The following is a 23,405-nucleotide window of genomic DNA, read 5'->3' as shown; positions in this document are numbered from 1 at the left end:
GCTGAAGACTACGGTTATGAAAAAACATTACCGCGCATAAAAATTTCAATCCACTTCAGCGCGAAGCTGAAGACGATTATCAGCCGGCGCAGCCCAGGACCATAATATTATTTCAATCCACTTCAGCGCGAAGCTGAAGACCCCTTTCCATCAAACACAAGTATATGATTCTGCTATTTCAATCCACTTCAGCGCGAAGCTGAAGACAGCAAATATAACCAATTCCACCTCTCACCTAATACATTCCCTTATACAAATCCGCCAACACTTCCCATCCCCTTCTCCTTTTCATCCCCAAAAACAAGTCATAAACCATATTTTTACAACTACATATCGGTGCGAATCCCCCCACAGATTTATGTTCGCTTACCTTTCGCACCATTACACATGATTAAATTATAACACGCCCCAGTCCATTATTCCACAAATACATTGCCTTTTTCTCCCCACCAGCCCTTCAAAAATATTTCTCATATCCCCCCTCCGGAATTTCCCCTTCAAGCCCCAGCACTCTGGGCCACAGGCCTGTTTCTGCGACTATGAATCCCATTATCATTCCCATATGAGTATGCAGATGTCTGTGCTGCGCCAATATAAGTGTAAATCCCGTATACTTACACCCCTCTGGGCTTTCCAGCAGTTCCTCATCCTTTAATTCCTCTATATACCTTTTAATCTTCCTCTCCACCCAAAAAAAGTAATCATGAATCTGTTCACGTGAAATCTCCTTCTCTGTCACCACATCCAGGTTATTTAAATCCTTCACATGAAACCCCGGTTCCTTATATCCTGTATCATTTGGATTCATAAACCACAAGTCCAGGGAGTGGAGCATATGATACACATGTTTCCACAGGGGCATCCCGCAATACTCTTTTCCCCAAATGTCCTCCGGGATACATTTGATCACATTGCCAACTTCCCACAATGCCCTATTAGTCTGTTCCCTTATGATCTCCGAATATCTTTCCTCTTCCAATGCTGCTAAGTCCCTCCCTTGTAGCTATTCAGTAAGTCTGCGCATTCACTGCGCTGACCGTAAGAAAGTGTTCCACGGCCAAGCAAAAATCCCATCGCCAAAGGCGATTCTGCATGGATCTTTGCCGTAACTGTGAGGGTACTCAACTGTTACCCTCCCTTATAGATATCTGTCCATAATTTCATTCCTGCGCATCCACGTCACAGACTCTCTAAGTGCCTGAACAGTCTTCGTCTCCAACACACATCTGCATTTATTTCTCCCGGCAGCTTTGAATCTCTCTGCCAAATCTACTTCCCCAGTCCCCAGGGCCAAATGGTTTCGCCTTCCTATTGCATCATGCATATGAAAATGGGCTAATTTCTCCTCGTGCTCCAGAATGAACCTCTCGTCCTCCATAGCATCCACATAAGAATGTCCCACATCCCAGGTCAGAGAAAACACCCTGCTCTCCAGCAGGTATTCCACAGCCTCCCTCTGAAAGTTGGTAAAACCATCTGTATTTTCAATAGAAATCAATACCTCCGCATCTTTACACACATTCTCACATATCTTCCTGAATCTGCGGATCCCTTCCAGATACCATTCCCTATACTGCTCGAACAAATAAATCTTTCTGTCCGGCAAAGTAAAATACACCCCTTTATTCATATGCATATTAATGATCGGACAGCCCAGTTCCTCTGCAATCTGAATGGTACGCCTGACAGTATCAAGATACGCCTCAGCAACAGCCTCATTGAAATCACAGACATTCAAATTCTCATCCAAATGAATAGTATAATAAATACCATATCTCCCTGCCAGTTCCATCAAACTATGAATATCCCCAATCTTATCAACCTGATACATAGGCATATTCATATTTAGCTCTAAAAAGTCCAGCCCCAATTCACTGCAAAGCTCTGCATTCTCCTCTAAATTTCTGTTCTCTATTAATGTTGGCATTCCAAACTGCATAACGCGCCCCTCCTCTGCCCTATCAAAGCTCTCTATTAACCCCGACTATTCAGAATACAATCGTCTCACCAGCTCATCATACCCGGAACTTCCATCCAGTATATTTTTATAGGTACTTACCCAGCAAGGCTGGAACCCGGCCCGAAACGCTGCAGCCTGAGAGGCCGGATTGGATGATGCTGCACAGTAAATAGGAACGATATTCCTATCAAGAATACTGTACATCAAATGATTTACCAGCACAGAGGCCAGCCCGCCTTTTCTATATTTTTCTTTTACATCCACACCAATTTCCCATACCCGCTCAGATTCAATGGAAGCTCCCGCAAGGCCTGCGATTTCACCGTCTCTCTCCGCATAAAATACTATATAAGTGCCGGTATTCCCGTCTGCATCAAACATCAGCGAATTGTCAAACTCTTTGATCCCCTGAAGTTCCAAAAGTCCTTCCCCTTCCAGCATTCTATAGGTATACTCCGGCAGCATCTCTTTTCTCCTGCTCTGCTTTACATCCGGAATAAAATAAACAGACTGTCCATAAAGCAGAGGACACTCAAATATCTCCTCCCTGCTCTTTCCTGTAAGCAGCCGCTCTGCCTCTTTCAATACAGAAGAAGACACCGCCGCAATTATGGCATTTTCCATGCTGATCACTTGAAAAAACGGTTTCTGGTACGCCTCGGCCCTGCTCCCCACCACATGAAAAACAAGTCCTTTCTGCTGAAAAATATCGACTCCGCATTCTAAGAAATCCGCAAGATGTTCTTTTATAACCTCTGTTATTTCCTTTTTATCCATCTACGTTCTTCTCCACCCAATATCTCATATCTGTATATACGGATGTATTCTCTTTAAACTCCAGTTTTCTGTAAAGCTCATAACCATCCTTTGTGGCTTTCAGATCCACATAGGTAACACCCGCTTCTTCGGCCTTTTTCAGAAGCATTTCCATCAGCCTGTACGCCATCCCCTGCCTTCTGTACCCGGGTTTCGTATATACATTGAACACAGTTCCGACCTTCCCGCTCAAACAATCAGGCATTGCCGGCCTTTCCGCAATCATTAGAAAAGCAGAGGCGGCCATATTCCCACATCTGTCCACAGCCGTAAATGCATATAAATCCTGCCCCAGATGACTTTCAAAGTATCTCAAAATCTGCCTGCGCATTACGGCATCCTTCTCACAAGCCAGACATCCATGCTCATCTTCCAAAAATGCCATGCGCATTTCCGTCAGCGCTTCACAGTCCTCCCGTCCCGCCATCCTCAAGATCATATCGTCCACATCTGTCTGCCACGCATCTGCTACAGGTTCTCCACCCATCCTGTTACCAATGAATTCGCAGGCAAAGAGAACCGCCTCACATGTAAGCTTTTCACATAAATGCGGCGGGTCCTGCTCCGTAAAACCTCCCGGGCGCAGATCAAAACACCTCAGCGAACCAAACCGATCCGTAAATGCCTCCGCATACTCGTAACAGTATTTTGCCGCCTCCCCGCTGTCCTTTCCTGTCAATTCACAATATATCCCGATAAACAGCAGCACACCTTCCACCAGGCCGCACTGCGCCCGATATCCTCCGGCCCCATGCATTCCCGCCGCCGCGCTTAGTACCTGCCTGTCAAGCTTCACCTGAAATGCTTCCCCAAGGCACCTGAGCATTGTCCCCGCGCAGTTGACATCCTGCTCCCAGTACAGCTTGTGAACTATCTCATTGATACGTTTCTCTGTCATCTCTATACTCCCAACTCTTTTTTCAAATCTTCCGCATATTTTTTCTGCTGCTTTTTCAGATACATACCTGCTGCAAATTTCAAAAACGGCTTCTTCATTTCCACATCCTCGGTAAAATCCATCTCCGTCCCATTGCCGCTCTCACGAAACAGGCCCGTCCAATGACCTTTTATATTTTCATTTTCCATGTCAAATTCATACTGACGAAACGGTATCTTTTTTGTGATCGTAAATGTTGTGGGGAATCCGCTTTTTGTGTACTCTACAAAAGTCTTGCCGTCCCCCATTTCTTCTATCCGGCTCAAATCACTGCGCCACCCATAATGTTTATTATCTGTAACTACCTTCCAAACCTGTTCCGCGCTGGCCGCCAGGCGGATCTTCATATTTGCTTTGGCCATATCTGCCTCCATTTTCACTTTTCTTCCAGTCTACCCTCTCCTTTTCTCCTTGTCAATTGCATATCCATAACAGATGCCCTCTTTGCAGCATACCATGTTACTGTTCACTCCGTGTCCAGTAACACGCTTCGCGATGCACAGATATGGAGCATTCTGCCCCATATCGCGCTGGCTGCCTCGGGATTTTCATGCTTCCGGCATGAAAACGCCTCCCGGTACAGTGGCCTGTGAACAGTAACCATACCATTCCTTTGTCAGTGACAAAATTGACGATTATAACAGAAGTTTTTATTATGAAGCCCCACAAAATATCCTGAACGCTTTTCTGGATGGAATGATTGAATGATAAAAAGTCAATAAGCGCCTGCCCTCCGTAACCCGGATGGCAGGCGCTTACTTATGAATACAAGATCACATCACCAAGCCGCACACCACATATAGTACCGTGGCGATCGCCGCCGTCACGACTGCATAAGGAAGCTGCGTCTTCACATGTGAGAACAGATCCGTGCCCACCGACATGGAGGACAGAATGGTTGTATCTGAGATTGGAGAACAGTGGTCTCCGAAAATACCGCCTGAGACAACCGCACCGATCGCCAGCAGAATATTGGAATCCATGGCAACTGCCATTGGAATCGCTATGGGCATCATAATGGAGAAAGTACCCCAGCTTGTGCCTGTGCTGAAAGCCATAACTGCGCCCAACAGGAAAATGATAGCAGGTCCGAAAGCACCGCTGACTTTACCTCCGATCAGGCTTGCAAGGAAGGTGCCTGTTCCCAATGTCTTGATCACACCGCCGATGGCAAATGCCAAAACCAGCAGGATCACAAGGGTAAGCATATTGCTGACACCTTTCAGTACAAAATCTCCAAACTGCTTTCCTGTCATGATCTTCTGTCTTGTGTAGAAGATACACATAACCAGCAGTGTAATGGTAACTGCATAGAGAATGGATGTAGTTCCGTCACCCTCTGTGATATTTCCCTTACCTGTGACAAGCAGGCCGATAAAAGTTCCGCCGATCAGCACAATAAGCGGCAGCATCATATTCCACTTGTTTTCTTTTCCGGGTTCTACCAGTTCATCAAAGCCTTCGCTGTCGTTAAGCAGGGGAACAACGCCGTCATCATACAGCTTTCCTGTAGTCTGCACACGCTCCTCTGCCTTTTTCATGGGCCCCCAGTCTTTTCCGCTTAATATGTAGAACAATACCATAATAAGGGAAACAATGCTGTAGAACTGGAACGGCAGACTCCGAATCAGAAGATTCATAGGGTCCCCGGCGATCACACCGGCCGTTATCTCTGCCCCGATCAGTCCCATAAGCATAGCGCCCCAGGAGTTCAGCGGGATAATGGCATTGATCGGTGCTGATGTGGAGTCACAGATATAGGCCAGCTTTTCTCTGGAAACTTTATACTTATCAATCAGCGGCCTTGTCACAACACCGGTGAACATGATACTTAATAGTCCGTCGATGAAAATAATGATACCGATGATATAGGCGATCATCATAGCCATCTTTTTACTCTTTACCTTATTGCCCTGCTCTGTCAGATACGTCACAAAGCCATTGACGCCCCCTGACACACGCACCAGAATAACAAATGCTCCCATCAGTGTTGTAAACAGAAATGTTTTCAGATTTCCTGTGTCTGCGCAGACATTTAAGATCTGGTTCACCATCTCATTCACAGCGGTGAGCGGATTCCATCCGCACAGGATCAGTTCTCCGGAAAAAATACCAATCAAAAGAGCAAGCGCCACCTTCCGAAACGCGATGGCAAATGCAATGGCAATGATTGGCGGAATCAAAGTCAAAAATCCGTAATCCATAGTTTTCCCTCCTCTTTCGTGTCAATACTGGGCAAACAGAGAGCCAAAGCCTCCTGTATGCAGATAGCAGACAGGCCCCTCTGTTTTTCCCTTTTCCAGCCAGTCCCTCATACCGACCAGAACTTTACTGTTATAAATGTTTTCAATAAAAATACCTTCAGCCCTGGCAAAGGAAAAGATCTCCTTGGCACTCTCACTGGTATTTGCGCCCCAGCCCCGGCCCCGGAAACCATCCTCAATAAAACAGAGCTCTTCCACAGGTTTTCCTGCCGGGATTCCCGTTATCTCCTCCACCTCCCGCACAGTATCCGCAATGTGTCTTCCCAGGTTTTCCCTGTCATCCTCCACACTGACGATTACAATACGGAAGGGATTTCCCATAACTGCATTCCCGTACACCAGCCCTGCTGCCACACCGCCGTTTCCTCCCGGTGCAAAAATGGTCATGGTGCTGATCCCCTGCTCCTTACATTGTTTCATAAGCTCCGGCACCGCTGCCGTGTACCCAAGAGCCCCTCTTCCCGTGGTTGCTCCGTTTCTCACCACATAGGGATTTTTCCCGTCCCTGCGGTACTTTTCAAACAGCTCCTCCACAAAGGCATTGCGGGCATCCGAGTCCACATCCCCAAGAAAATGGGATTTCACCCCAAGGATCCGGTTCAGCAGCAGATTCCCCTCTTTCTTCTCCGGCTCTGTACCGTTGTGGACCAGTTCGCAGTCCAGTCCCAATTTGGCGCAGGCCGCAGCCGTCAGTGTACAGAGATTGGACTGGGCAGGCCCTGCTGCCAGAATCGTCCTGCTCCCCTCCTTTACCGCCTCCCCCAGTATGTATTCCAGACTCCTTATCTTGTTGCCTCCGGGACCGATGCCTGTCATATCATCACGTTTGATATAAATTCCGGGATATCTCCACTGCTCCTCCAGCCTGTGCAGACGATGGAGCGGTGTGGGAGCCGGCATAAGCGGTACCCGTTCCGTCTTCTCTAAAAAAGTCTCCAGCAAATGCATGCTTCCTCTCCCCCTCTCTAACGCTCAGCAATTACCTCGACTTCACAGAGCACACCCTTTGGCAGTGTTTTAACCGCCACACAGGAGCGGGCCGGGTTAGTGGTGAAGTATTTTGCATAAACTTCATTAAACGCTGCAAAATCCTTCATGTCCGCCAGAAAGCAGGTGGTCTTGACCACTTTTTCAAAGCTGCTGCCTCCTGCTGCAAGCACAGCACCTACATTTTCAATAGACTGCTTTGCCTGAGCGGTGATCTCCGCTTCCACAACCTCACCGGTAGACGGGTCAATGGGAATCTGTCCTGAAGTGAACAAAAGTTCATTCGTTCTCATTCCCTGTGAATACGGGCCGATTGCGGCCGGTGCTTTTTCTGTACTGATAATTTCCATAATTTCAGTCCCCCTTTTCTCTGTCGTTTTATCATATTAAAGAGTATATCACTAAACTATTTTTTAGTCAATAGATATTTTTTCATTCTTTTACTCTCTTCACTGAAATATTTTTCAGTCTATGTTGCGTTTCCTTCCTAAAAAAGTTATAATAAAACGAAAGGAGGATTTTGCCATGAATTACCTTACCCTGACAGAAACAGATAAAACCATTCTGGAATCATATAAGACAGTCCTGGACGGACTTGCAGAATATTTAGGGGACGGATATGAACTGATTCTCCACAGCCTGGAGAACCTGGAGCACTCTGTCATAAAAATCATTAACGGACATTACACCGGACGTGTGGAGGGCGCTCCCATCACAGATCTGGCACTGAAAATGCTGGACAATATCCGTCAGAAAAAAGAGCCTGCCGCCCTGTGTTACTTTAATAAGAAAAACGGCAACACTCTGAAATCCGCCACCATTCCTATCCTTGGGGAAAAGAAACGGATCATCGGCCTTCTTTGCATCAATTTCCACACGGAAGTTTCTTTTGCCAGCATCCTGGCAAGCTTCACCCCTGCAAGCAGTATTGTCCCCGGTGTGACAGAGACCTTCAGCGACAATGTGGAGGACCTGATCACCTCCGCCCTGGATGAGGCCAAAACAAAAATATACGCCAATCCTATGATCTCCACTACCAATAAAAATAAGGAGATCATCCATCTCCTGTACGAAAAAGGTATTTTCAATATGAAAGATGCTGTCATCAAGGCAGCAGAAAGCCTTGGCATTTCTAAAAATACCGTATATCTGCATCTGCGGAACCTGGAAAAGGAAAACGGCAGTTAAAGGCATTTGACGCAAGTGTGCCGGACAGAAAACACCTCTGTCCGGCACACGTTCCCACATCCCTATTTTTCTCTTTACTTCTTACACGTTCTGTTCTAAAACCTCTGTCTGCTTTTTCTCTCTCTTCTTATAGACCGTTCCGAATATCCCGAGAGATACCAGTATCACCACTGCCATAAGTATACTCTGGATGGTGGAGTAAAAGGCTCCGCACACCACGGCAAGACACATAGCCAGCGCGAAAGGAACCACTGCCACTTTCAGATTTTTCATCAGGACCGGAATGACAAGGGGGCCTACCAGCGCGGGAAACATGTTGTCAAAAGCCGGACTGATCACAGGATTGGTGAGCAGCGGTGTCATGATCGGCGCCAGAAACAGCATTCCGCAGAATACGATGATAGTGGTCACAAAGGAGGAGGTTGCCACTGCCAAGATAGACACCACACGCCCTTTCTCACTTCCCTCCTCACACTCCATGATACGCATGGCATTCAGCGCGGCAGGCAGTTTCATATTCTGGATATTCCCTGTGGAAGATGCCAGATATACAGCACCCGGCCCTATGATAGGTGCCATGGACAACTTTTCACAGATGCCCGTGATCATAAATATCAGTGCAATGGGAGCTGCCACAATAAGCATTTCTTTTACATTCACTTTCAGTTTAAATGCAATACACACCACAGTGGGTACCAGCAGGAAGAACACCCACACGATCAGCGTGGTGGTGATGCCCAGGTTATGGATGCGGTTATTAAATGAATTTCCCTCCTGTGGGGAGGATGTTGTTTTCTTCATCTCCAGTTCCTCCTATTTGATCAGACTTGTCACCAGACAAGCCATCGCCATGCCGGATATCATACTGATGGAAAATGCAAACTCCTTCAGTGGTTTCCAGTTTTTAGACAGTTTGTCCATAAGTATCATAACACCCGCAGACACCACGATGGTGGAAAGAGATACCACATTTGTCACATCCACCAGATAAGGTGCTGCCAGGGTTGCCATCATGCCTAAAAACATAATGTTCGGCACCAGTGCACCGAAAGATTTTTTATTTGTGGTGATACTCTGCATTTTTTTATCGTATTTTTTCAGGATCAAAGCTGACATGCTGGATAAAAATACGCCCAGAGTCACCACCCACATAATAGACCCAAACACATCCGGTGAAAAATCAGCGCTGCCAAGGCTGCTGAATCCGTAAGATGTAACCGCCATATTTGCCGCCATGGTCTCATAGGTGGCGGAACCGATAACACTCAGCCTGAGCCAGGGAAAGAATTTTCCCAGGGCCGGAAGCAGGATCATATAGCTGATTATAATGGGCAGGGAAGGTACAATGGAAAATACGGTGCTGCTCTTCACCACTTTCATCAGATCTGATCTGGTAAATCCAATACGGATGGCTTCTTTCCAGGCTGCCCTGAAAAAAATGGCTGCCTGTACCAATACCACAAGGATCGCCAGCCCGCAGATGAGAAACATAACGCTGCTGTTCGCCACAAAAGAATACTGCTTGTTCAAAATAGTTCCCCCTCTCTTAAAACGCCCCGGCTTTCACTTCTGCCGGGATCACACTCTTATATGTAAATCCATTTTTTGCCTTTTCCATATCTTCCTTCGCCTTTGCCGCGATTCCGGGATTTTCCAGAATATCCAGTGCGGTCCTTGCGATCACAGAAGCTGCTGCCTCCATCCCTCTTTTTGCGATCCCTGATTTTCCCTGAGCCACTGCCAGCCAGGAATGGGCGGGGGTTCCCAGCGCATAGCAGGCGCTTCCAAACCAGGAGGTGGGCACGGTCCAGCTCACATCCCCCACGTCGGTGGAACCCATCTTGACAGGAACCGGAGGAAATATGGTATCCGCCATAGCTCCCTTAAAAAATGCACTTCCCTTTTCCCCGTAAAATTGCCTTGCAAGCCCCTGGTATGTCTTCCAGTCTCCCGGGTCCCCGGCTGCATGGAATTTCTCTGCATAAGCCATCTCCTCCTCCGTGTATTTCAAAGGATAGATTTCCCGGATATGGCTGAATACAAGCTGATCCAGGGTTTTGTTCTGAAGAACGTCAGAGTAGGCGCTCACCACACGGATCTCCACCTCTGTCTCCGTCATCATGGCAGCCCCCTCTGCCACTTTATTCACTCTCCCGATCAGCTTGTGAAGTTCCTCTGTTCCCGGTGCACGCACAGAGTAAAGCACCTGAGCATAAGCCGGAACCACATTCGGTGCCTCGCCGCCTGCGTTCGTCACCGCGTAATGCACACGGGCTTCCGGTATCATATGCTCTCTCAGATAATTGACCCCTACGCTCATAAGCTCCACCGCATCCAGTGCGCTTCTCCCCAGATGGGGTGCTGCTGCCGCATGCGCGCTCACGCCGTGGAAATCATAAAAGATACGGGCATTTGCCAGTGTGGAGATCGAACTGAAATTGGCCGAATAGGGATGCCAGGCCAGACAGATATCACAGTCCTCAAAACAGCCTTCCCTCACCATAAATGCTTTTCCGGCTCCGCCTTCCTCACCGGGACAGCCGTAATAGACCACAGTCCCCTCCATGGGATTTTTCATGAGATAGTCTTTTACCGCCACAGCCGCTTCCATACATCCGGTGCCCAGAAGATGGTGACCGCAGCCGTGTCCCGGTGCGCCCTCTGCTTCCGGCTCTTTTTTTGTGAGATCCGCTTTCTGGGACATTCCCGGAAGCGCGTCATACTCTCCCAAAATCCCGATCACCGGATGCCCGGCCCCAAACTTGGCGCTAAATGCAGTCTCAATGCCGCCCAAATTTTCCTCAATTTCAAATCCTTCTGCCCGCAGTGTTTCTTTCTGCAGCGCTGCTGACTGCTTCTCCTGAAACCGTGTCTCTGCAAACTCCCAGATCCTGTCACTGACATTCTCAAACACTGCCCTCTTTTCCTCCAGCAGTCTGTCCAGCATTTCATACTTCATAAGATACCCTCTCTTTTCCGGCCTCCGGCCTTCTCTCTTTTTGTGTCTTTACAAGCAAATCTTTCCCGTTAGAAGGAAGCAGTATTTTCATTAACACCTTATTCCAGAGCCTTGGCAGGTCCTTTCGCTCTTTTTGCGTAAGTCCATACCGGAAGGCTCCGTCTATGTCCGTATCATGCAGCACCTTTTCAAACGGCACCAGTCTGCAGTCATAGCTTTCGTCTGCCCGCTCCTCTGTCAGGATATAGACAGGAAGGATCTGAAAATCATGGATGCGGCAGGTACCGGCAGCGCTTCCTTTTTCTATTCCTTTTGCAATTCTGAACTTCACCACATAAGTAAGCCTGGAATCTTTTGTAAGGGGATGATAACTCACGAAATCACCCATGGAATACAGGATCAGGCTTCCTTTGTAGTTTTCCATCTGCTGGCACACATGGGGGTGGCCGCCGATTATCACGTCAATTCCCATTTCAGCCAGCTTGTGTCCTGTCTCTATGACATTTTTGTGCGGATACAGTTCAAATTCCCATCCCCAGTGGACAGAGGCCACAATGATATCCGCTTTCTTTTCTCCGGCTCTTTTCACATGGCGTTTTACCAGCGACAGATCCGGATTCCTGTCATTGAATCTGACTTCATTGATCAGCGCCTTATTCTCATAATGATTCCCGTTCATATCAAAGGTATAGGACAGCATGGCAATGCGGATGCCGTTCTTCTCGATCACCAGCACATCCTCCTGCTCCTCCCTGTTCCTGTTCGTACCGGAATGGTAACATCCTCTCTTTTCCAGGCAGTCCAGGGTTGCGAACAGACCATCCTCCCCATGATCAAAACAGTGGTTATTGGCTGTGGAAAAATAGTTGATGCCTGCACCCTCCTGCCAGAAACGGTCCAGCATGGCCTCCGAAGTGTTCATTTTTGCCGGCATCCCCATGACCTGGTTTCTGCCCAGAGGTGCCTTATGGAAAACCGTGGATTCCAGATTGGCACAAGTTATGTCAGCCCCGAAATAAAAATCCGCGATCTCATCAAACAGGTGGGACGTATTTTCATAAGTCAGGCAGTCCACTGCCATCAGATCCCCTCCAACAGACATAGTGACCTCTTCCTGCACCTGAAAATCCTCCGGCAGGGTAAATTCCATCTTCTGCTCGGAGAAATAATCCTCGATCCCCGAATCCTTTTCAGCTCTCTCCAGCTGATGTACCCAGCACCGGTATGCCCATTTCAGTTTTTCAAATGTGTTGTCTGCCACATCATACACATCTTTTACCGGCTGGGGATACCTGAACTGATTCCACATCACCACACTGGCTGCCCTGGCAAGCCACTGAATGGGTTTTGATGTTTTATACTTCATTTTCTCTCCCGCTTTCTCTGTGATCCGGCTTCTGCCGTTTTCATGATCACAGTATAACTTTACAAAAGAAAAGAAAACAGGGCATAAAAAAGAACAATAGGGATGTTTTTTAGTTAATTAGATGAAAAAGAAAAAGCAGATTAAAAAAAGACTACCTTTTTTTAATCTGCCTCCCGCCTGATGAGAAAAACAGCAATGGCGTTGAGTGTCAAAGACTGATGGATCTCATATCTGCCGTCAATAGACTCTTCCACAAGTGAGATAGATGGATTGCAGAAATTCTCCAGATATTCCACAATATCATCTTCCTCCAAAGGATTTGAAAAATTCATTTTCAGCCAGTTATTATAAAGACTTCCATTGTCGCGGTCCAATCTTATGCTCTTGATCCGGTAACGGCCTGCTGGCATATTCTGCAGAATCAGATCTACATTTCTTATATTTCCGGTTCCTCTCACATGATCCAGGGACTGAAAGGGGTCTGTATAACAGGGGTGATACATAAGCACAGCCAAGGTTCCTTTCTTGTCCATGGTCACTAAAATATGACTGTCAAACATAAGCACCTGCTCCTTCAAAAGCATCAGGGAGCGGAGGGTAAAGAACAGAGGCCTTCTGATATTATTGTACAAAAAAAGACTTAAGGGATAAGACAGCAGTGCAGGCACGGGATTGTCTCTGCTGGAGAGGTTCAGGGCAAAAGCCATACCGGCTGTGGTCTGGGCCAGGGAAAAGACCATGTCCGCGATCAGCGCTGTCCTGTGAAACTCCCCTGCCTCCACCTGGGACTTTCCCGTAAGAGTGTTAAAATGGGTCAGATATACCGGAAGTCTGGCCCCTGTCTCTTCCATCCACGCCTTCACTGCCTCCAGTTTCCTGTGGTGGTAGTTTCTGTGGAACTCCCGGTATTTTGTCTCCTCCGCAGGAGCCAGGGCCTGGTTCGGGTCCGAGGTAAAGCTGAGGAAGTCCACAAGCAGCAGAAACTGGTTGTGCATCACAAAATCCATTTTCTTTGCAGGATAGGGATGTTCTCCCACAAGGACCCCCGTTCTGAACTTGGAACAGACCTGCTTTATCACTGACGCGGCCTCCAAAACAAAGGACAGTTCCTTTTCCGGTGCACACAATTCAAAATGCCACTGCTCCAGATACTCCTCCTCAAATCTGCCGCATACAGTCTCTAATTGACGCTTCATACGTCTCAAAAGATACTGCTGCCTTTCTTTTTCCTCACGGGCAGGCTGTGTCAGGCTGACTCTGATAAAAGGGACCAGACCCATCTGTTCCAGATTTTTTATTATTTCCGTACATTGAAAATAATGTATCAATTCTCTGTCCGGTACATGCTCCGTTTCAAAGAAAAGGCCGTCAAACATGGCATATTCAAACCCAATGGCCTTCTGGGCCTCCCGGATCTGCATCTGTACCGTACTCTGCAGAGCGGACAAGATATGTCCGATATCCAAGATCTTCCTGGGGAAATCCACCTGGAGCCTTCCCGCCTGCCTTATATTGAGTACACAGCGCTTAGGCTCTCCCATGTCTGCCTCCGGCTCAAAGCGGCTTACATACCGCACCAGCGCCTCCAGGGATTCCGGTGACCTGACTGTGCTGTTATTTCCGCCGGATCTTTCTTTCTCACTGATAAGGGCATACTTTTTTCTGTATTCCCCAGGGGAACAGCCATACTTTTTCCTAAACTGGCTGTTAAAGGTCTTGATTCCCGAAAACCCGCTGTTCATGGCAATCCTGGTCACCGGCTCTTGGGTATAAATAAGATCATGTACAGCGGCCTTTAACCGGATATTGGTCAGATATTCCAGATATGAAACCCCTGTTTCCTTTCGGAACAATTTGGACAGATACGGCACCGACAGGTATGCCTGGGCTGCAAGCTGTTCCAGCGTGATCGGACTCCTGTAATTCTGATTGATATAGGAAAGGACAGGATATAGCTTCCCATCCCGGGTGACCTCCCCCATCTCATACGTCTCCCCGGAAATAAAATGGTGCAGCAGGGTATGCAGCACCATCATCAATTCGGATTGAAAGAGAAGCCTGTCCTCCTCCCCCTGTTTTAAGTAAACAAAAGCCATACGCGCAACGCTCTGCTTCAGGGACTCATACAGGGACTCTGTGCCTGACTGTGCTCTGACAGAACTGCAGGTATAGCGGTTTTTCAGTATTTCCGGACAGCGGGTACTTAGATATTCCCCGGACACACGCAGAAGCAGCACCATATTCTGCCCGCGGCTCTCCACAGAGTATAGTTCCCTGTGATTGATCACAGCCAGGCTGTTGCTGTCCAGAACACTGGCTTCCCCAAAGGTTGTAAACATCACCTGCCCCCGCAGGACAAGAAGAAAGGAGAGCCCGTCATTCATCTGATGGCTCAGGCTCTCCATATGGTTCAAATACACCTGAAAATTATCCATTCCGGCTCTCCTATTCCATATCCGTTCATCCATCTTACAGCAGCAGATTCAGCAGTCCGATGATGAATCCGATCAATGCGCCCAGATTAATGACCGCATTGAGTTCTTTCTTCATAATAGACATGAGGATATTCTCCACTTCCAGCACATCCATGCCGTTTACTTTTTCCTCCACTACTTTTGCGATCTGGAACTTTTCAGCCAGTTCGCCTGCCTTGTCACCTACAAATTTCACGTAGATGCTTTCCACCAGAGCGCTGATCTTATCCTCACCCAGAGGGATGGATTCCACAATATCGCTGATCCTGCGGCTCTCCACAGCGGCGATCTCCCCAACTACGACCGGGTGGATCTTGTCATGGCCGTTCTCTCTGATATAATCCCCTACTTTTCTGCCGATCGGTTCCGCAATGGAGTTGATCAGGTCATCCGTAAGGAACATGGACACCATAGAACCCTGGAATTTCTGCTTCACTTCCTTGGCACCCTCCTCCGCGATGATGGCACCTACATCCAGCTTGTCCAGCCCTTCTGTAATACGGTCTGTAATAAAATTCTCCAGTTTTCCCCGCATGGTCTCATAGTCATCCTGCTCCACATAGTGCTGCAGGAAACTCTCAACCGTATCATCACTGTTCTGCACTTTCTGTATGCCTTGGCTGATCCGGCTGACAATAGTACTTTTCACACCCTCGGACAAAAGCATGTCTTCCAGGTCCTTCTTAGTGATCAGATGGTCACCCACAGCACTTCCCAGAGCCTTCGCCAGTCTGCCTTTTCCTCTGGGTATAATACCAGGTGTAAAGGGCAGTGTCCAATTTCCGATCTTCACCGGATACAGGGGGCGAAAAAGCATTTTCACTGCAATATAGTTTGTACAGTAGCCAATGACCGCTCCGATGAGCGGCCCGGCCAATAAACGTAAAAATTCCATTGCTATCCCTTCTATTCGTTATGGAACTGTTCAGTACCCTCACAGTTACAGGCAAAAATCCATACAGAATCGCCTTTGGCGATGGGATTTTTGCTTGGCTGCAAAATGCTTTCTTACGGTCAGCGCAGTGAATGCGCAGACCTACTGAATAGTTACATATTTTATTCGTTATGTTCGATCATGATCTTCAGTATCTCTTTGTCGGTCTGCTTCATGCCTTCCTTGCCTATGTATCCCACACAACTGATGGTCTCAGGGGTATCCTCCTGGAGGATTCCCGTGTAAGGGGCATAGACTTTGTTTTTCATTGCCAGGTTATGGGCCATAATGGCAGCATCCAGGCTGGTGGCTATCTTGGCTGCACAGGAGATCTTCGCTCCGTCACAGATAATGCCCGGAATATTAGCCAATGTATTTTCCACCGTCATTTTTATCTGGTCCAGAGTACCGCCCACCATATAGGTGAGAGCTGCACCGCTGGCACAGGAGGCGGAAACCGCACCGCAGAAGGCGGACAGCTTGCCGATATAAGTTTTCTGGTAGATCGTCAGCAGATTGGAGAATACCAGGGAACGGTAAAGTGTCTCCTGGTCCACCTGCTTGATCCTGGCATACACCACCACCGGTACGGAGGAGGCAATGCCCTGGTTACCGGAACCGGAATTGATGATGACCGGAAGGTCACATCCGCCCATCCTGGCCTCTGAACCTGCTGCTGCATAGGCTTTCATCTGGTTCAGCGTGGTATCCGGGTAGGATTCCACCAGAAGTTTCCCAAGTCCCAGACCGTATTCCCCCTTCATGCCCTCATTGGCAATGGCCATATTGCAGGTGATCTGTCGTTCAATGAGATGCTGCACTTTGGAAAGTTCCACCGTGTCGGCAAACTCCTTGATATTTTCCATATTCAGGATGACTTTTCTCTCATCTGTGTCATCATACTCAAATTTAGCGGCACCCTCCAGCAGTTCTTCTCCGTCTTTTCGGATGCTGGTGATGTTGGTGTGTCCGTCACGGATCTCCACTACTGCGCTGTGCTCCTCTGTGTACAGCTCCAAAATAATATGAAGCACACTGGGACTGTCCAGAAATTCCACCTTACAGACACCTTTTTGCAGCATCTGTTTCGCCATCTCAATGTCCGCGTCTGAAACATCCTCCAGGACTTCCATCTGCTTCCCGGCATTTCCGCCGGCAATGCCCAGAAGTACCCCGGCCTCTATACCAACCAGACCTTTGGAATTAGGTATGGTCACACAGCGTACATTTTTAATGATATTGCCGCTGCATTTAGCAATGACTTTTTCAGGCATCCCGCCCAATATCTCCCTCGCCCTGGCACCGCCGTACGCAAGCGCGATGGGCTCTGTGCAGCCCATGGCAGGAACCAGTTCAGATTCCAGGATTTTTATATAATCTTCTATCATTTCATTTGTCATCATTTTTTACCCTCTCCCAAATAATTTTCCGCGCCAGTTCCCCCACATGCGGATCAAAAAGTATTCATACGCCTTGTCAAACAAAAACAAGGCGATCTGGCCTCCCAACAGGAAGAACAGCATCACTTTTCCTGATATCTCACCTGCAAAAAGTAGTTTTGGGAACAGAAAGAGTGCAGGCAGATACATAAGATTAAAAATCACAAATTTCCCGGCCCCAAAGACCAGCTTCGGATTCTTTATGTTCTGGTGTCTTCCAAGGAAACGATACAGGCCCTCCACAAAAAGCACATAGGCTCCCATCATGGCAAAGGTGATACAGTACAGCTTCTGAGGTGCCAGAAGAAAACCCAAAAGCAGAGTACCTGCAAAAAAAACAATTCCTGTCTTCAACTCATATTCCCGGACAATGATCCCTACACAGAAGGCTGCCGCTGCCAGAAAGAATAGCGTATTAAAGTCCAGGACACCGCTGAGTATGATCATGACTACCGATAATGCCATCAGAAGGCCGGACACGGCCATTTTCTTTCCATTTACAAGCATGGACAAAGATCTCCTCCCATACACTCACACATACTGTCAGCACACCATAGATCACAGCAGAAGTTGCCTGTACCACAGGAGGAGCCGCCGTTGTTTGCGTAAGGGCTGCCGCCGCCCTGGTAGCGCTGGCTGTTCCACTGCAGGCGGTTCACCAGATTGGAATACTCCGGATTGCCCGGTTCCATACTGGATGCCTGTCTTGCCAGATTCAGGGCATTTACGTTATTTCCCATTCCCATGTTGGCCACTGCGCTCAAATAATACCACTGGGCACTTCTGTTCTGTATGCGGGAAAGCACATTGAGGGCCTGCTGGTACTGGCGGGCATTGAGATAGTTGGCTGCTGCCTGAAGCTGCACGCCATCCTCCTGTGACGCATAGTTCTGCTGGCTGTATCCTCCGGAGCTGTAACTGCTGCCTGAACCACTGCCGTAACCGCTCTGGTAGCCTCCGTCCCTCTCACGCATGATCTGGTCATACGCTTCCTGTACTTCCTTGAACTTCTCCTCTGCCAATCCTGCCAGCGGATTGTCCACATAGGAATCGGGATGGTATTTTCTGCTCAAATCCCGGTATGCTCTCTTGATTTCGTCATTGCTGGCATTTTGTGAAACGCCCAGCACTTCATAAGGATTGTTAATCATGGTTCTCTTTTATCTCCTGTCTTTCTTTTTTTAATTTATTATATTTTGACCAGACACCGGAATAGATAATATTCCGAAGCAGCTCCGCCTCCTTCACACAGGGAAGCATCTCAAAGGCACCACTGGCCTCAGCCATCATCATGAGAAGGATATCGTATACTTCTTTCTCATATCCTTCTTTATCCTCCCCATAGGATTCATAAAGGTACTTCAGAGGGTTATAACTGCCCTTCTCCATATCCTTTTCCAGGTCATCGTAGGCATCCATAATATAAATGAATTTTCCCAGATAAAAACCGAATTTCCTTAAATAGTCTTCCCAGACATCCTCCCGGATAACAAATATTTCTGCCATCAGTTCCCCGAAACAACCGGACACCAGATCCAGATCCGTCTCCTGCCTCTTTTCGAGATCGGAAAGTTTTTTGAGCTGCACCCTGATCGCCTTACTCTGCCTTGGGTATTCCTGACATACTTTCCTGGCTTTTTTCTTAAACAGATGGATGCCTGCCAGTCCCTTCATACTCTTTTCATCCTGCCAGTCATCGGCAAAATGGTAAAAAGAGAGCAGGATATTCATCCTGGCGCCGTACTGCGTGATCTCATTCTGAAGCATAGGGATCTTCTTCACCGGATGCACCGGACATCGGGAACTGATCTCCCTGGTCTCGCTCTCATAAAGAGAAGTGAGGAGCACCACCAGAAATGTCATATCATAGGTAAGCGTCATCCTGCCCTGAAATCCATATTCTTCTTTCAGGGTTTTGCAAAGTCCGCAGTAATATGCCTTATACTGATAAAATTCTTTGACTTTCAGCTCCGGTTTATCCACCGTCACATATCCAAACATATGATTTAGCTGCCTTTCTCCTGCCTGCTGCTGCAGGTTCTTACTTCTTGACATAGTCTATGTTATTATACTATAAGTTTCCGCAAAATACCATCCCCACATTGACGTAACCTTAATTTTCCGTTATACTGAAGTAACAGTTCAGACAGGTCTGCGCATTTACAGCGCTGACCGTATGAAAAAGTAGTGCCAGCTTTATCCAGCCCATCGCGAAGCGATTTTAATGGCCGGATGCGTAACGGTTCAGCTTGTGTGAACTGTTACATACTGGAAAAAAACACGAAAGAAGGCATTTTTTTTGCAGAACACACAGGAAGATATAAACATTCCTCCCCAGGAATTTGATGTGCGCTTTCCGGAGCGCTTTATAAAGAACACGGATTATTACAATTCTCTTATGATGATGTACCGCTGTGCCATCCGAGAGATACAGACAAAACTGGAAGTGCTGGATGACGAATTCTCCGTAAAATACAACCGTAATCCCATCTCCTCCATCAAGACTAGGATCAAAAAGCCCATGAGTATCTACAGCAAGCTCCAAAAACTGGGATACGAATTTACAGAGACCAATATCAGGGAACAATTAAACGATGTGGCCGGGATCCGCGTCATCTGTTCCTTCATAGATGACATTTACACGGTTGCTGATCTTCTTGCAGAGCAGGACGACATTAAGATCCTCCGCATCAAAGATTACATCCTGAATCCCAAACCCAACGGTTACAGAAGCTACCACATGATCGTGGAGATTCCCGTCTTCTTCGCAGAGGGAAAGACTCCCATGCGGGCTGAAGTACAGATACGGACCATAGGCATGGACTTCTGGGCCAGCCTGGAGCACCAGCTCAGGTATAAAAAGGAGCTGGGCAGCAACAAAGACCATGAACTCATAAGCATGGAGCTTCTGGAATGCGCCCACACCATCACAGCGGTGGACAATCAAATGCAGAATATTAAAAAGATGATCGGGGAACTGAACTGACAAGTTCCCTAATCATCTTTTTATTCGTGACAATAGGAAGCCCGCAGTGCGTGCTTTCTGTCACTTTCCACCGGAAACAAATTTGTTCAAAAGTGTTTCACAGGCGTCATAATAAGATAACATCTCCTCATCCTTCTCCATCTTGGTTCCTTCCAGGCTGCGCATGGCAACATACAGGTCCTTGACAGACGAAGGGTTCCCCATCTCGGCATAGGCGGCACAGTCTTCCATCTTTGTAAAGTCTTCCAGTTTTTCCGGAAAAACATCAGCGTCTTTGAACTTTTCATAATTCTGTTCACTGATAAAGAAGATCATACTGGTTCCTTCCTGCAGGTCCACGGTCATCTTGGTCTGGCCTGCTGCCAGCATCTGGGGATCATATCCCTGGGCATCCTCTGCAGGCAGAACATAATTCTGTATCTGCACATGGACTTCCCCGTCCCCGTTCAGGTCCTCTGCATTGGTCTCAAAATAACTCTGCAGAGCCTGGCTGTCCTCATCCGCGATCATGTAATCTGTGACAAAAGCAATGTTATAATCATAATCCACTTTGCTCAGCATGTCTTTAATAAATACGACTGCCATAAAAAGCAGAAATGCTCCGATCAGCACATGAAACTTATAATAGTACCAGAAGTTATCAACTTTTTTTCTTGTCTCATCTTTCATCTGTGGTTTCTTCATTTGTTCATTCATCCGTCCTTTTTTTGTGTTGATTTAGATTTTATCACTTCTGAATTAAGAAAGGAAGGGATTTTAAAAGACTTTATGGAGATTTTAGAATTACCGTGTATCAGTTCAGACAGCCAAACGGTTACCTTACCGTTTCCCCCCTGTGGACAGCAACTTAGAACTTGCTATTTTCCGGTCTTGTGATATTATGGTAAAGGATTTTGAGAAAAATGATCATTGGAGAATAAAAATTATGAAGAATCTGACTCAGGGAAACCCTACCAAACTCATGCTTTCCTTTGCGCTTCCCGTATGTCTGGGCAATCTGTTCCAGCTTTTTTACAGTCTGGCTGACACAAGGATCGTGGGAAGCACACTCGGTGAAGCCTCTCTGGCCGCTGTGGGAGCAACAACTGCCATCAGTACACTGCTCATCGGCTTTCTGCAGGGTCTGACCAACGGCTTTTCCATCATTGTCTCCCAGAGCTTCGGCGCTGATAAAAAGGAACGGCTCAAAAAAGCGGCGGCCGGAACGTTTCTGCTGGGATTTCTGACCACAGTGGTACTGACGGCAGTATCTCTTTTGGGGCTCAACGGATTTTTATCTCTCCTGCAGGTTCCAAAGCATCTCCTTCCCCAAGCGTCCGGGTACATAAGGATCATTCTTATGGGTATGCTCATCACCATGCTCTACAACGCGCTGGCCGGTATCATGCGGGCTGTGGGGGACACAGTGGCCCCGCTTTTATTTCTGGTCTGCGCTGCCCTACTGAATGTGGGGCTTGACCTGCTGTTCATCCTGGAGTTCCATATGGGCGTCCGCGGTGCTGCCCTGGCCACTGTCCTGGCACAGAGTGTGTCCGTGGTGCTGAGTTTTATATACATGTGGAAACGCTATCCCATCTTCCGCTTAAAGCCTGAAGATTTTAAGCTGAGCCGGACCATGGTGAAAGTGCTCTTCTCCTCCGGCCTGTCCATGGCACTTATGATGTCCCTGGTATTTTTCGGTACCCTTGCCCTCCAGTGCGCCATCAATACCTTCGGCACAGAGATCATTGTGGCACACACAGCCGCCAGGAAAATCTGCGAATTTTATTTTCTGCCTATCTCCGTCATGGGCGTGACCATGGCCACCTTCTGCGGGCAGAACTTCGGCGCCGGCAAGTTTTGCCGGGTAAAAACCGGAATCCGGCAGGCACTGTTCATCACATGGGGGTGGACTTTCGTCATTATCTTATTAAGCTACACGGCAGCTCCCTTCCTGATCCATCTGGTCACGGGCAGCAGCAGCCCTGTGGTTGTGGAAAACGCCTCCAGATACCTGCGCATCAACTCTCTGCTGTATTTTGTGGCCTGCGGAATCAACATCTTAAGAAATGCCCTGCAGGCTATCGGTGACCATATCACCCCTGTCATATCCAGCTTCATTGAACTGATAGGCAAAGTATTGATCGCACTGTTTCTGACTCCTGCGCTTCAGTATATGGGGATCATTATTGCAGAGCCTATCATCTGGTGTCTCATGATCCTGCCCCTGATCTTCAAATTCCGCCGTCTGTGCAGGACACAAAACAAAAGTCAGCGCATATAATAGTCATAAAGCGATTTAAGGAGTCACCATTTGGCATATAAAATTGTAATAGACGCCGGGCACGGCGGATCAGATCCCGGTGCTGTCTATAAGGGCCGTCAGGAAAAAGATGACAACCTCCGCCTGGCTCTGGCCGTAGGACGGATCCTCTCCCAGAACGGGGTGGATGTGGTGTACACCCGCACCACAGATGTATATCAGACACCATTTGAGAAAGCCCGCATCGCTAACGATGCCGGTGCAGACTGGTTTTTCTCCTTCCACCGCAACTCAAGCCCCCAGGCCAACCAGTATTCCGGTGTGGAAACTCTGGTCTATGACCTGTCAGGTCCCAAGGTTGAGATGGCGGAAAATATCAACGGGGCATTAGGGGAACTGGGCTTTAATAACCTTGGTGTGAAGGCAAGACCCGGACTGGTGGTCCTTCGCCGCACAAAGATGCCCGCTGTCCTGATCGAGACGGGTTTTATCAACAACGACGCAGACAACGCCTTGTTCGATGAGAAATTCGATGAGATCGCACAGAGTATTGCCTATGCGATCCTTGGAACTCTGGAGGAGGAAGAAGTGGAACGTCCCCCTGCCGGTGAACCTGTCCTCTACCGGGTGCAGGTAGGCATGTTCAGGGAAAAACAATATGCTGACAATCTGCTCTATGAACTGCAGGACAAAGGATTTCCTGCCTTTATCCTGAATGAGGACGGCTTTTACAAAGTACAGGTAGGCGCCTACCAGTACCTGGCAAATGCCGTGAGAATGGAACAGACACTGCGGCGGGAAGGTTATAGTACCTGGATCACAACCTGAGATAACAGCATATACTGTACTACTG

23 protein-coding genes are annotated in these 23,405 nt (G+C 47.8%); 4 read left to right on the top strand and 19 right to left on the bottom strand.

Going from position 1 to position 23,405, the window contains the following annotated elements:
• Positions 1-457: 457 nt before the first annotated feature.
• The 8 genes from CI595_RS18615 to CI595_RS18580 all read right to left on the bottom strand — a co-directional run bounded on the left by CI595_RS18615 (position 458) and on the right by CI595_RS18580 (position 7,314).
• Complete coding sequence (locus CI595_RS18615) at positions 458-979, bottom strand: hypothetical protein (protein ID WP_095175129.1); 522 nt, start codon at positions 977-979, stop codon at positions 458-460.
• A 159-nt stretch (positions 980-1,138) separates the two neighbouring features.
• Entirely contained in the window at positions 1,139-1,939 is an 801-nt protein-coding gene (locus CI595_RS18610) for a sugar phosphate isomerase/epimerase family protein (protein ID WP_095175128.1), read from the bottom strand.
• A 45-nt stretch (positions 1,940-1,984) separates the two neighbouring features.
• Positions 1,985-2,737: a GNAT family N-acetyltransferase gene (locus CI595_RS18605; RefSeq protein ID WP_095175127.1), complete on the bottom strand. Its 753-nt coding sequence runs from the start codon at positions 2,735-2,737 to the stop codon at positions 1,985-1,987.
• The gene (locus CI595_RS26945; RefSeq protein ID WP_162291921.1) at positions 2,730-3,674 is read right to left on the bottom strand and encodes a C-GCAxxG-C-C family (seleno)protein; all 945 of its coding nucleotides are present in this window, start codon (positions 3,672-3,674) and stop codon (positions 2,730-2,732) included. The genes CI595_RS18605 and CI595_RS26945 overlap by 8 nt, the downstream gene beginning before the upstream one ends.
• A gap of 2 nt (positions 3,675-3,676) precedes the next feature.
• Positions 3,677-4,075, bottom strand: a complete 399-nt coding sequence (locus CI595_RS18595) for an SRPBCC family protein (protein WP_095175373.1) — start codon at positions 4,073-4,075, stop codon at positions 3,677-3,679.
• Between the two features lie 411 nt (positions 4,076-4,486).
• The gene (locus tag CI595_RS18590; protein ID WP_095175126.1) at positions 4,487-5,917 is read right to left on the bottom strand and encodes a Na+/H+ antiporter NhaC family protein; all 1,431 of its coding nucleotides are present in this window, start codon (positions 5,915-5,917) and stop codon (positions 4,487-4,489) included.
• A 21-nt stretch (positions 5,918-5,938) separates the two neighbouring features.
• On the bottom strand, positions 5,939-6,919 hold the full coding sequence (locus tag CI595_RS18585; RefSeq protein WP_158661642.1) for a 1-aminocyclopropane-1-carboxylate deaminase/D-cysteine desulfhydrase: 981 nt from the start codon (positions 6,917-6,919) through the stop codon (positions 5,939-5,941).
• 23 nt (positions 6,920-6,942) lie between these two features.
• Positions 6,943-7,314, bottom strand: coding sequence for a RidA family protein (locus tag CI595_RS18580; RefSeq protein ID WP_095175124.1), 372 nt, complete (start codon positions 7,312-7,314; stop codon positions 6,943-6,945).
• 175 nt (positions 7,315-7,489) lie between these two features.
• Between CI595_RS18580 and CI595_RS18575 the strand changes: the two genes are divergently transcribed.
• Positions 7,490-8,152 carry a helix-turn-helix transcriptional regulator gene (locus tag CI595_RS18575; RefSeq protein WP_095175123.1) on the top strand — a complete coding sequence of 221 codons (663 nt, stop codon included), beginning with the start codon at positions 7,490-7,492 and terminating at the stop codon, positions 8,150-8,152.
• 81 nt (positions 8,153-8,233) lie between these two features.
• Here the strand turns inward: CI595_RS18575 and CI595_RS18570 are convergent, their stop codons facing one another.
• The 10 genes from CI595_RS18570 to CI595_RS18525 all read right to left on the bottom strand — a co-directional run bounded on the left by CI595_RS18570 (position 8,234) and on the right by CI595_RS18525 (position 19,325).
• Positions 8,234-8,953, bottom strand: a complete 720-nt coding sequence (locus tag CI595_RS18570; protein ID WP_095175122.1) for a hypothetical protein — start codon at positions 8,951-8,953, stop codon at positions 8,234-8,236.
• A 12-nt stretch (positions 8,954-8,965) separates the two neighbouring features.
• Complete coding sequence (locus CI595_RS18565) at positions 8,966-9,682, bottom strand: DUF5058 family protein (protein ID WP_095175121.1); 717 nt, start codon at positions 9,680-9,682, stop codon at positions 8,966-8,968.
• 16 nt (positions 9,683-9,698) lie between these two features.
• The gene (locus tag CI595_RS18560) at positions 9,699-11,111 is read right to left on the bottom strand and encodes an amidohydrolase (protein WP_095175120.1); all 1,413 of its coding nucleotides are present in this window, start codon (positions 11,109-11,111) and stop codon (positions 9,699-9,701) included.
• A complete protein-coding gene (locus CI595_RS18555; RefSeq protein ID WP_095175119.1) occupies positions 11,101-12,477 on the bottom strand; it encodes a CapA family protein in 1,377 nt (458 codons plus the stop codon). Before CI595_RS18555 ends, CI595_RS18560 begins: the two co-directional genes overlap by 11 nt.
• A 161-nt stretch (positions 12,478-12,638) precedes the next feature.
• On the bottom strand, positions 12,639-14,912 hold the full coding sequence (locus CI595_RS18550) for a helix-turn-helix domain-containing protein (protein ID WP_162291920.1): 2,274 nt from the start codon (positions 14,910-14,912) through the stop codon (positions 12,639-12,641).
• A 34-nt stretch (positions 14,913-14,946) separates the two neighbouring features.
• On the bottom strand, positions 14,947-15,846 hold the full coding sequence (locus CI595_RS18545; protein ID WP_095175117.1) for a DUF445 domain-containing protein: 900 nt from the start codon (positions 15,844-15,846) through the stop codon (positions 14,947-14,949).
• Positions 15,847-16,007: 161 nt separating this feature from the next.
• Complete coding sequence (locus CI595_RS18540) at positions 16,008-17,288, bottom strand: L-cysteine desulfidase family protein (RefSeq protein ID WP_095175116.1); 1,281 nt, start codon at positions 17,286-17,288, stop codon at positions 16,008-16,010.
• Between the two features lie 3 nt (positions 17,289-17,291).
• Complete coding sequence (locus tag CI595_RS18535; protein ID WP_065542366.1) at positions 17,292-17,831, bottom strand: hypothetical protein; 540 nt, start codon at positions 17,829-17,831, stop codon at positions 17,292-17,294.
• Positions 17,822-18,475, bottom strand: a complete 654-nt coding sequence (locus CI595_RS18530; protein WP_095175115.1) for a J domain-containing protein — start codon at positions 18,473-18,475, stop codon at positions 17,822-17,824. Before CI595_RS18530 ends, CI595_RS18535 begins: the two co-directional genes overlap by 10 nt.
• The gene (locus CI595_RS18525; protein WP_095175114.1) at positions 18,468-19,325 is read right to left on the bottom strand and encodes a DUF5685 family protein; all 858 of its coding nucleotides are present in this window, start codon (positions 19,323-19,325) and stop codon (positions 18,468-18,470) included. Before CI595_RS18525 ends, CI595_RS18530 begins: the two co-directional genes overlap by 8 nt.
• A 346-nt stretch (positions 19,326-19,671) precedes the next feature.
• On the opposite strand from CI595_RS18525, the gene CI595_RS18520 reads away from it, so the two are divergent.
• The gene (locus CI595_RS18520) at positions 19,672-20,310 is read left to right on the top strand and encodes a GTP pyrophosphokinase (protein WP_242987198.1); all 639 of its coding nucleotides are present in this window, start codon (positions 19,672-19,674) and stop codon (positions 20,308-20,310) included.
• 60 nt (positions 20,311-20,370) lie between these two features.
• On the opposite strand, the gene CI595_RS18515 is transcribed toward CI595_RS18520, so the two are convergent.
• The gene (locus tag CI595_RS18515; protein ID WP_095175112.1) at positions 20,371-20,994 is read right to left on the bottom strand and encodes a hypothetical protein; all 624 of its coding nucleotides are present in this window, start codon (positions 20,992-20,994) and stop codon (positions 20,371-20,373) included.
• Between the two features lie 241 nt (positions 20,995-21,235).
• Between CI595_RS18515 and CI595_RS18510 the strand changes: the two genes are divergently transcribed.
• Positions 21,236-22,573, top strand: coding sequence for an MATE family efflux transporter (locus tag CI595_RS18510; protein WP_095175111.1), 1,338 nt, complete (start codon positions 21,236-21,238; stop codon positions 22,571-22,573).
• A gap of 30 nt (positions 22,574-22,603) precedes the next feature.
• Positions 22,604-23,380, top strand: coding sequence for an N-acetylmuramoyl-L-alanine amidase (locus CI595_RS18505; protein ID WP_095175110.1), 777 nt, complete (start codon positions 22,604-22,606; stop codon positions 23,378-23,380).
• Positions 23,381-23,405: the final 25 nt, after the last annotated feature.

The sequence above is a fragment of the Blautia hominis genome, from assembly GCA_002270465.1.
GTDB lineage: Bacteria > Bacillota > Clostridia > Lachnospirales > Lachnospiraceae > Blautia > Blautia hominis.
The sequence above is the reverse complement of the archived record's forward strand: the minus strand, read 5'-3'. Positions and strand labels throughout refer to the sequence as shown.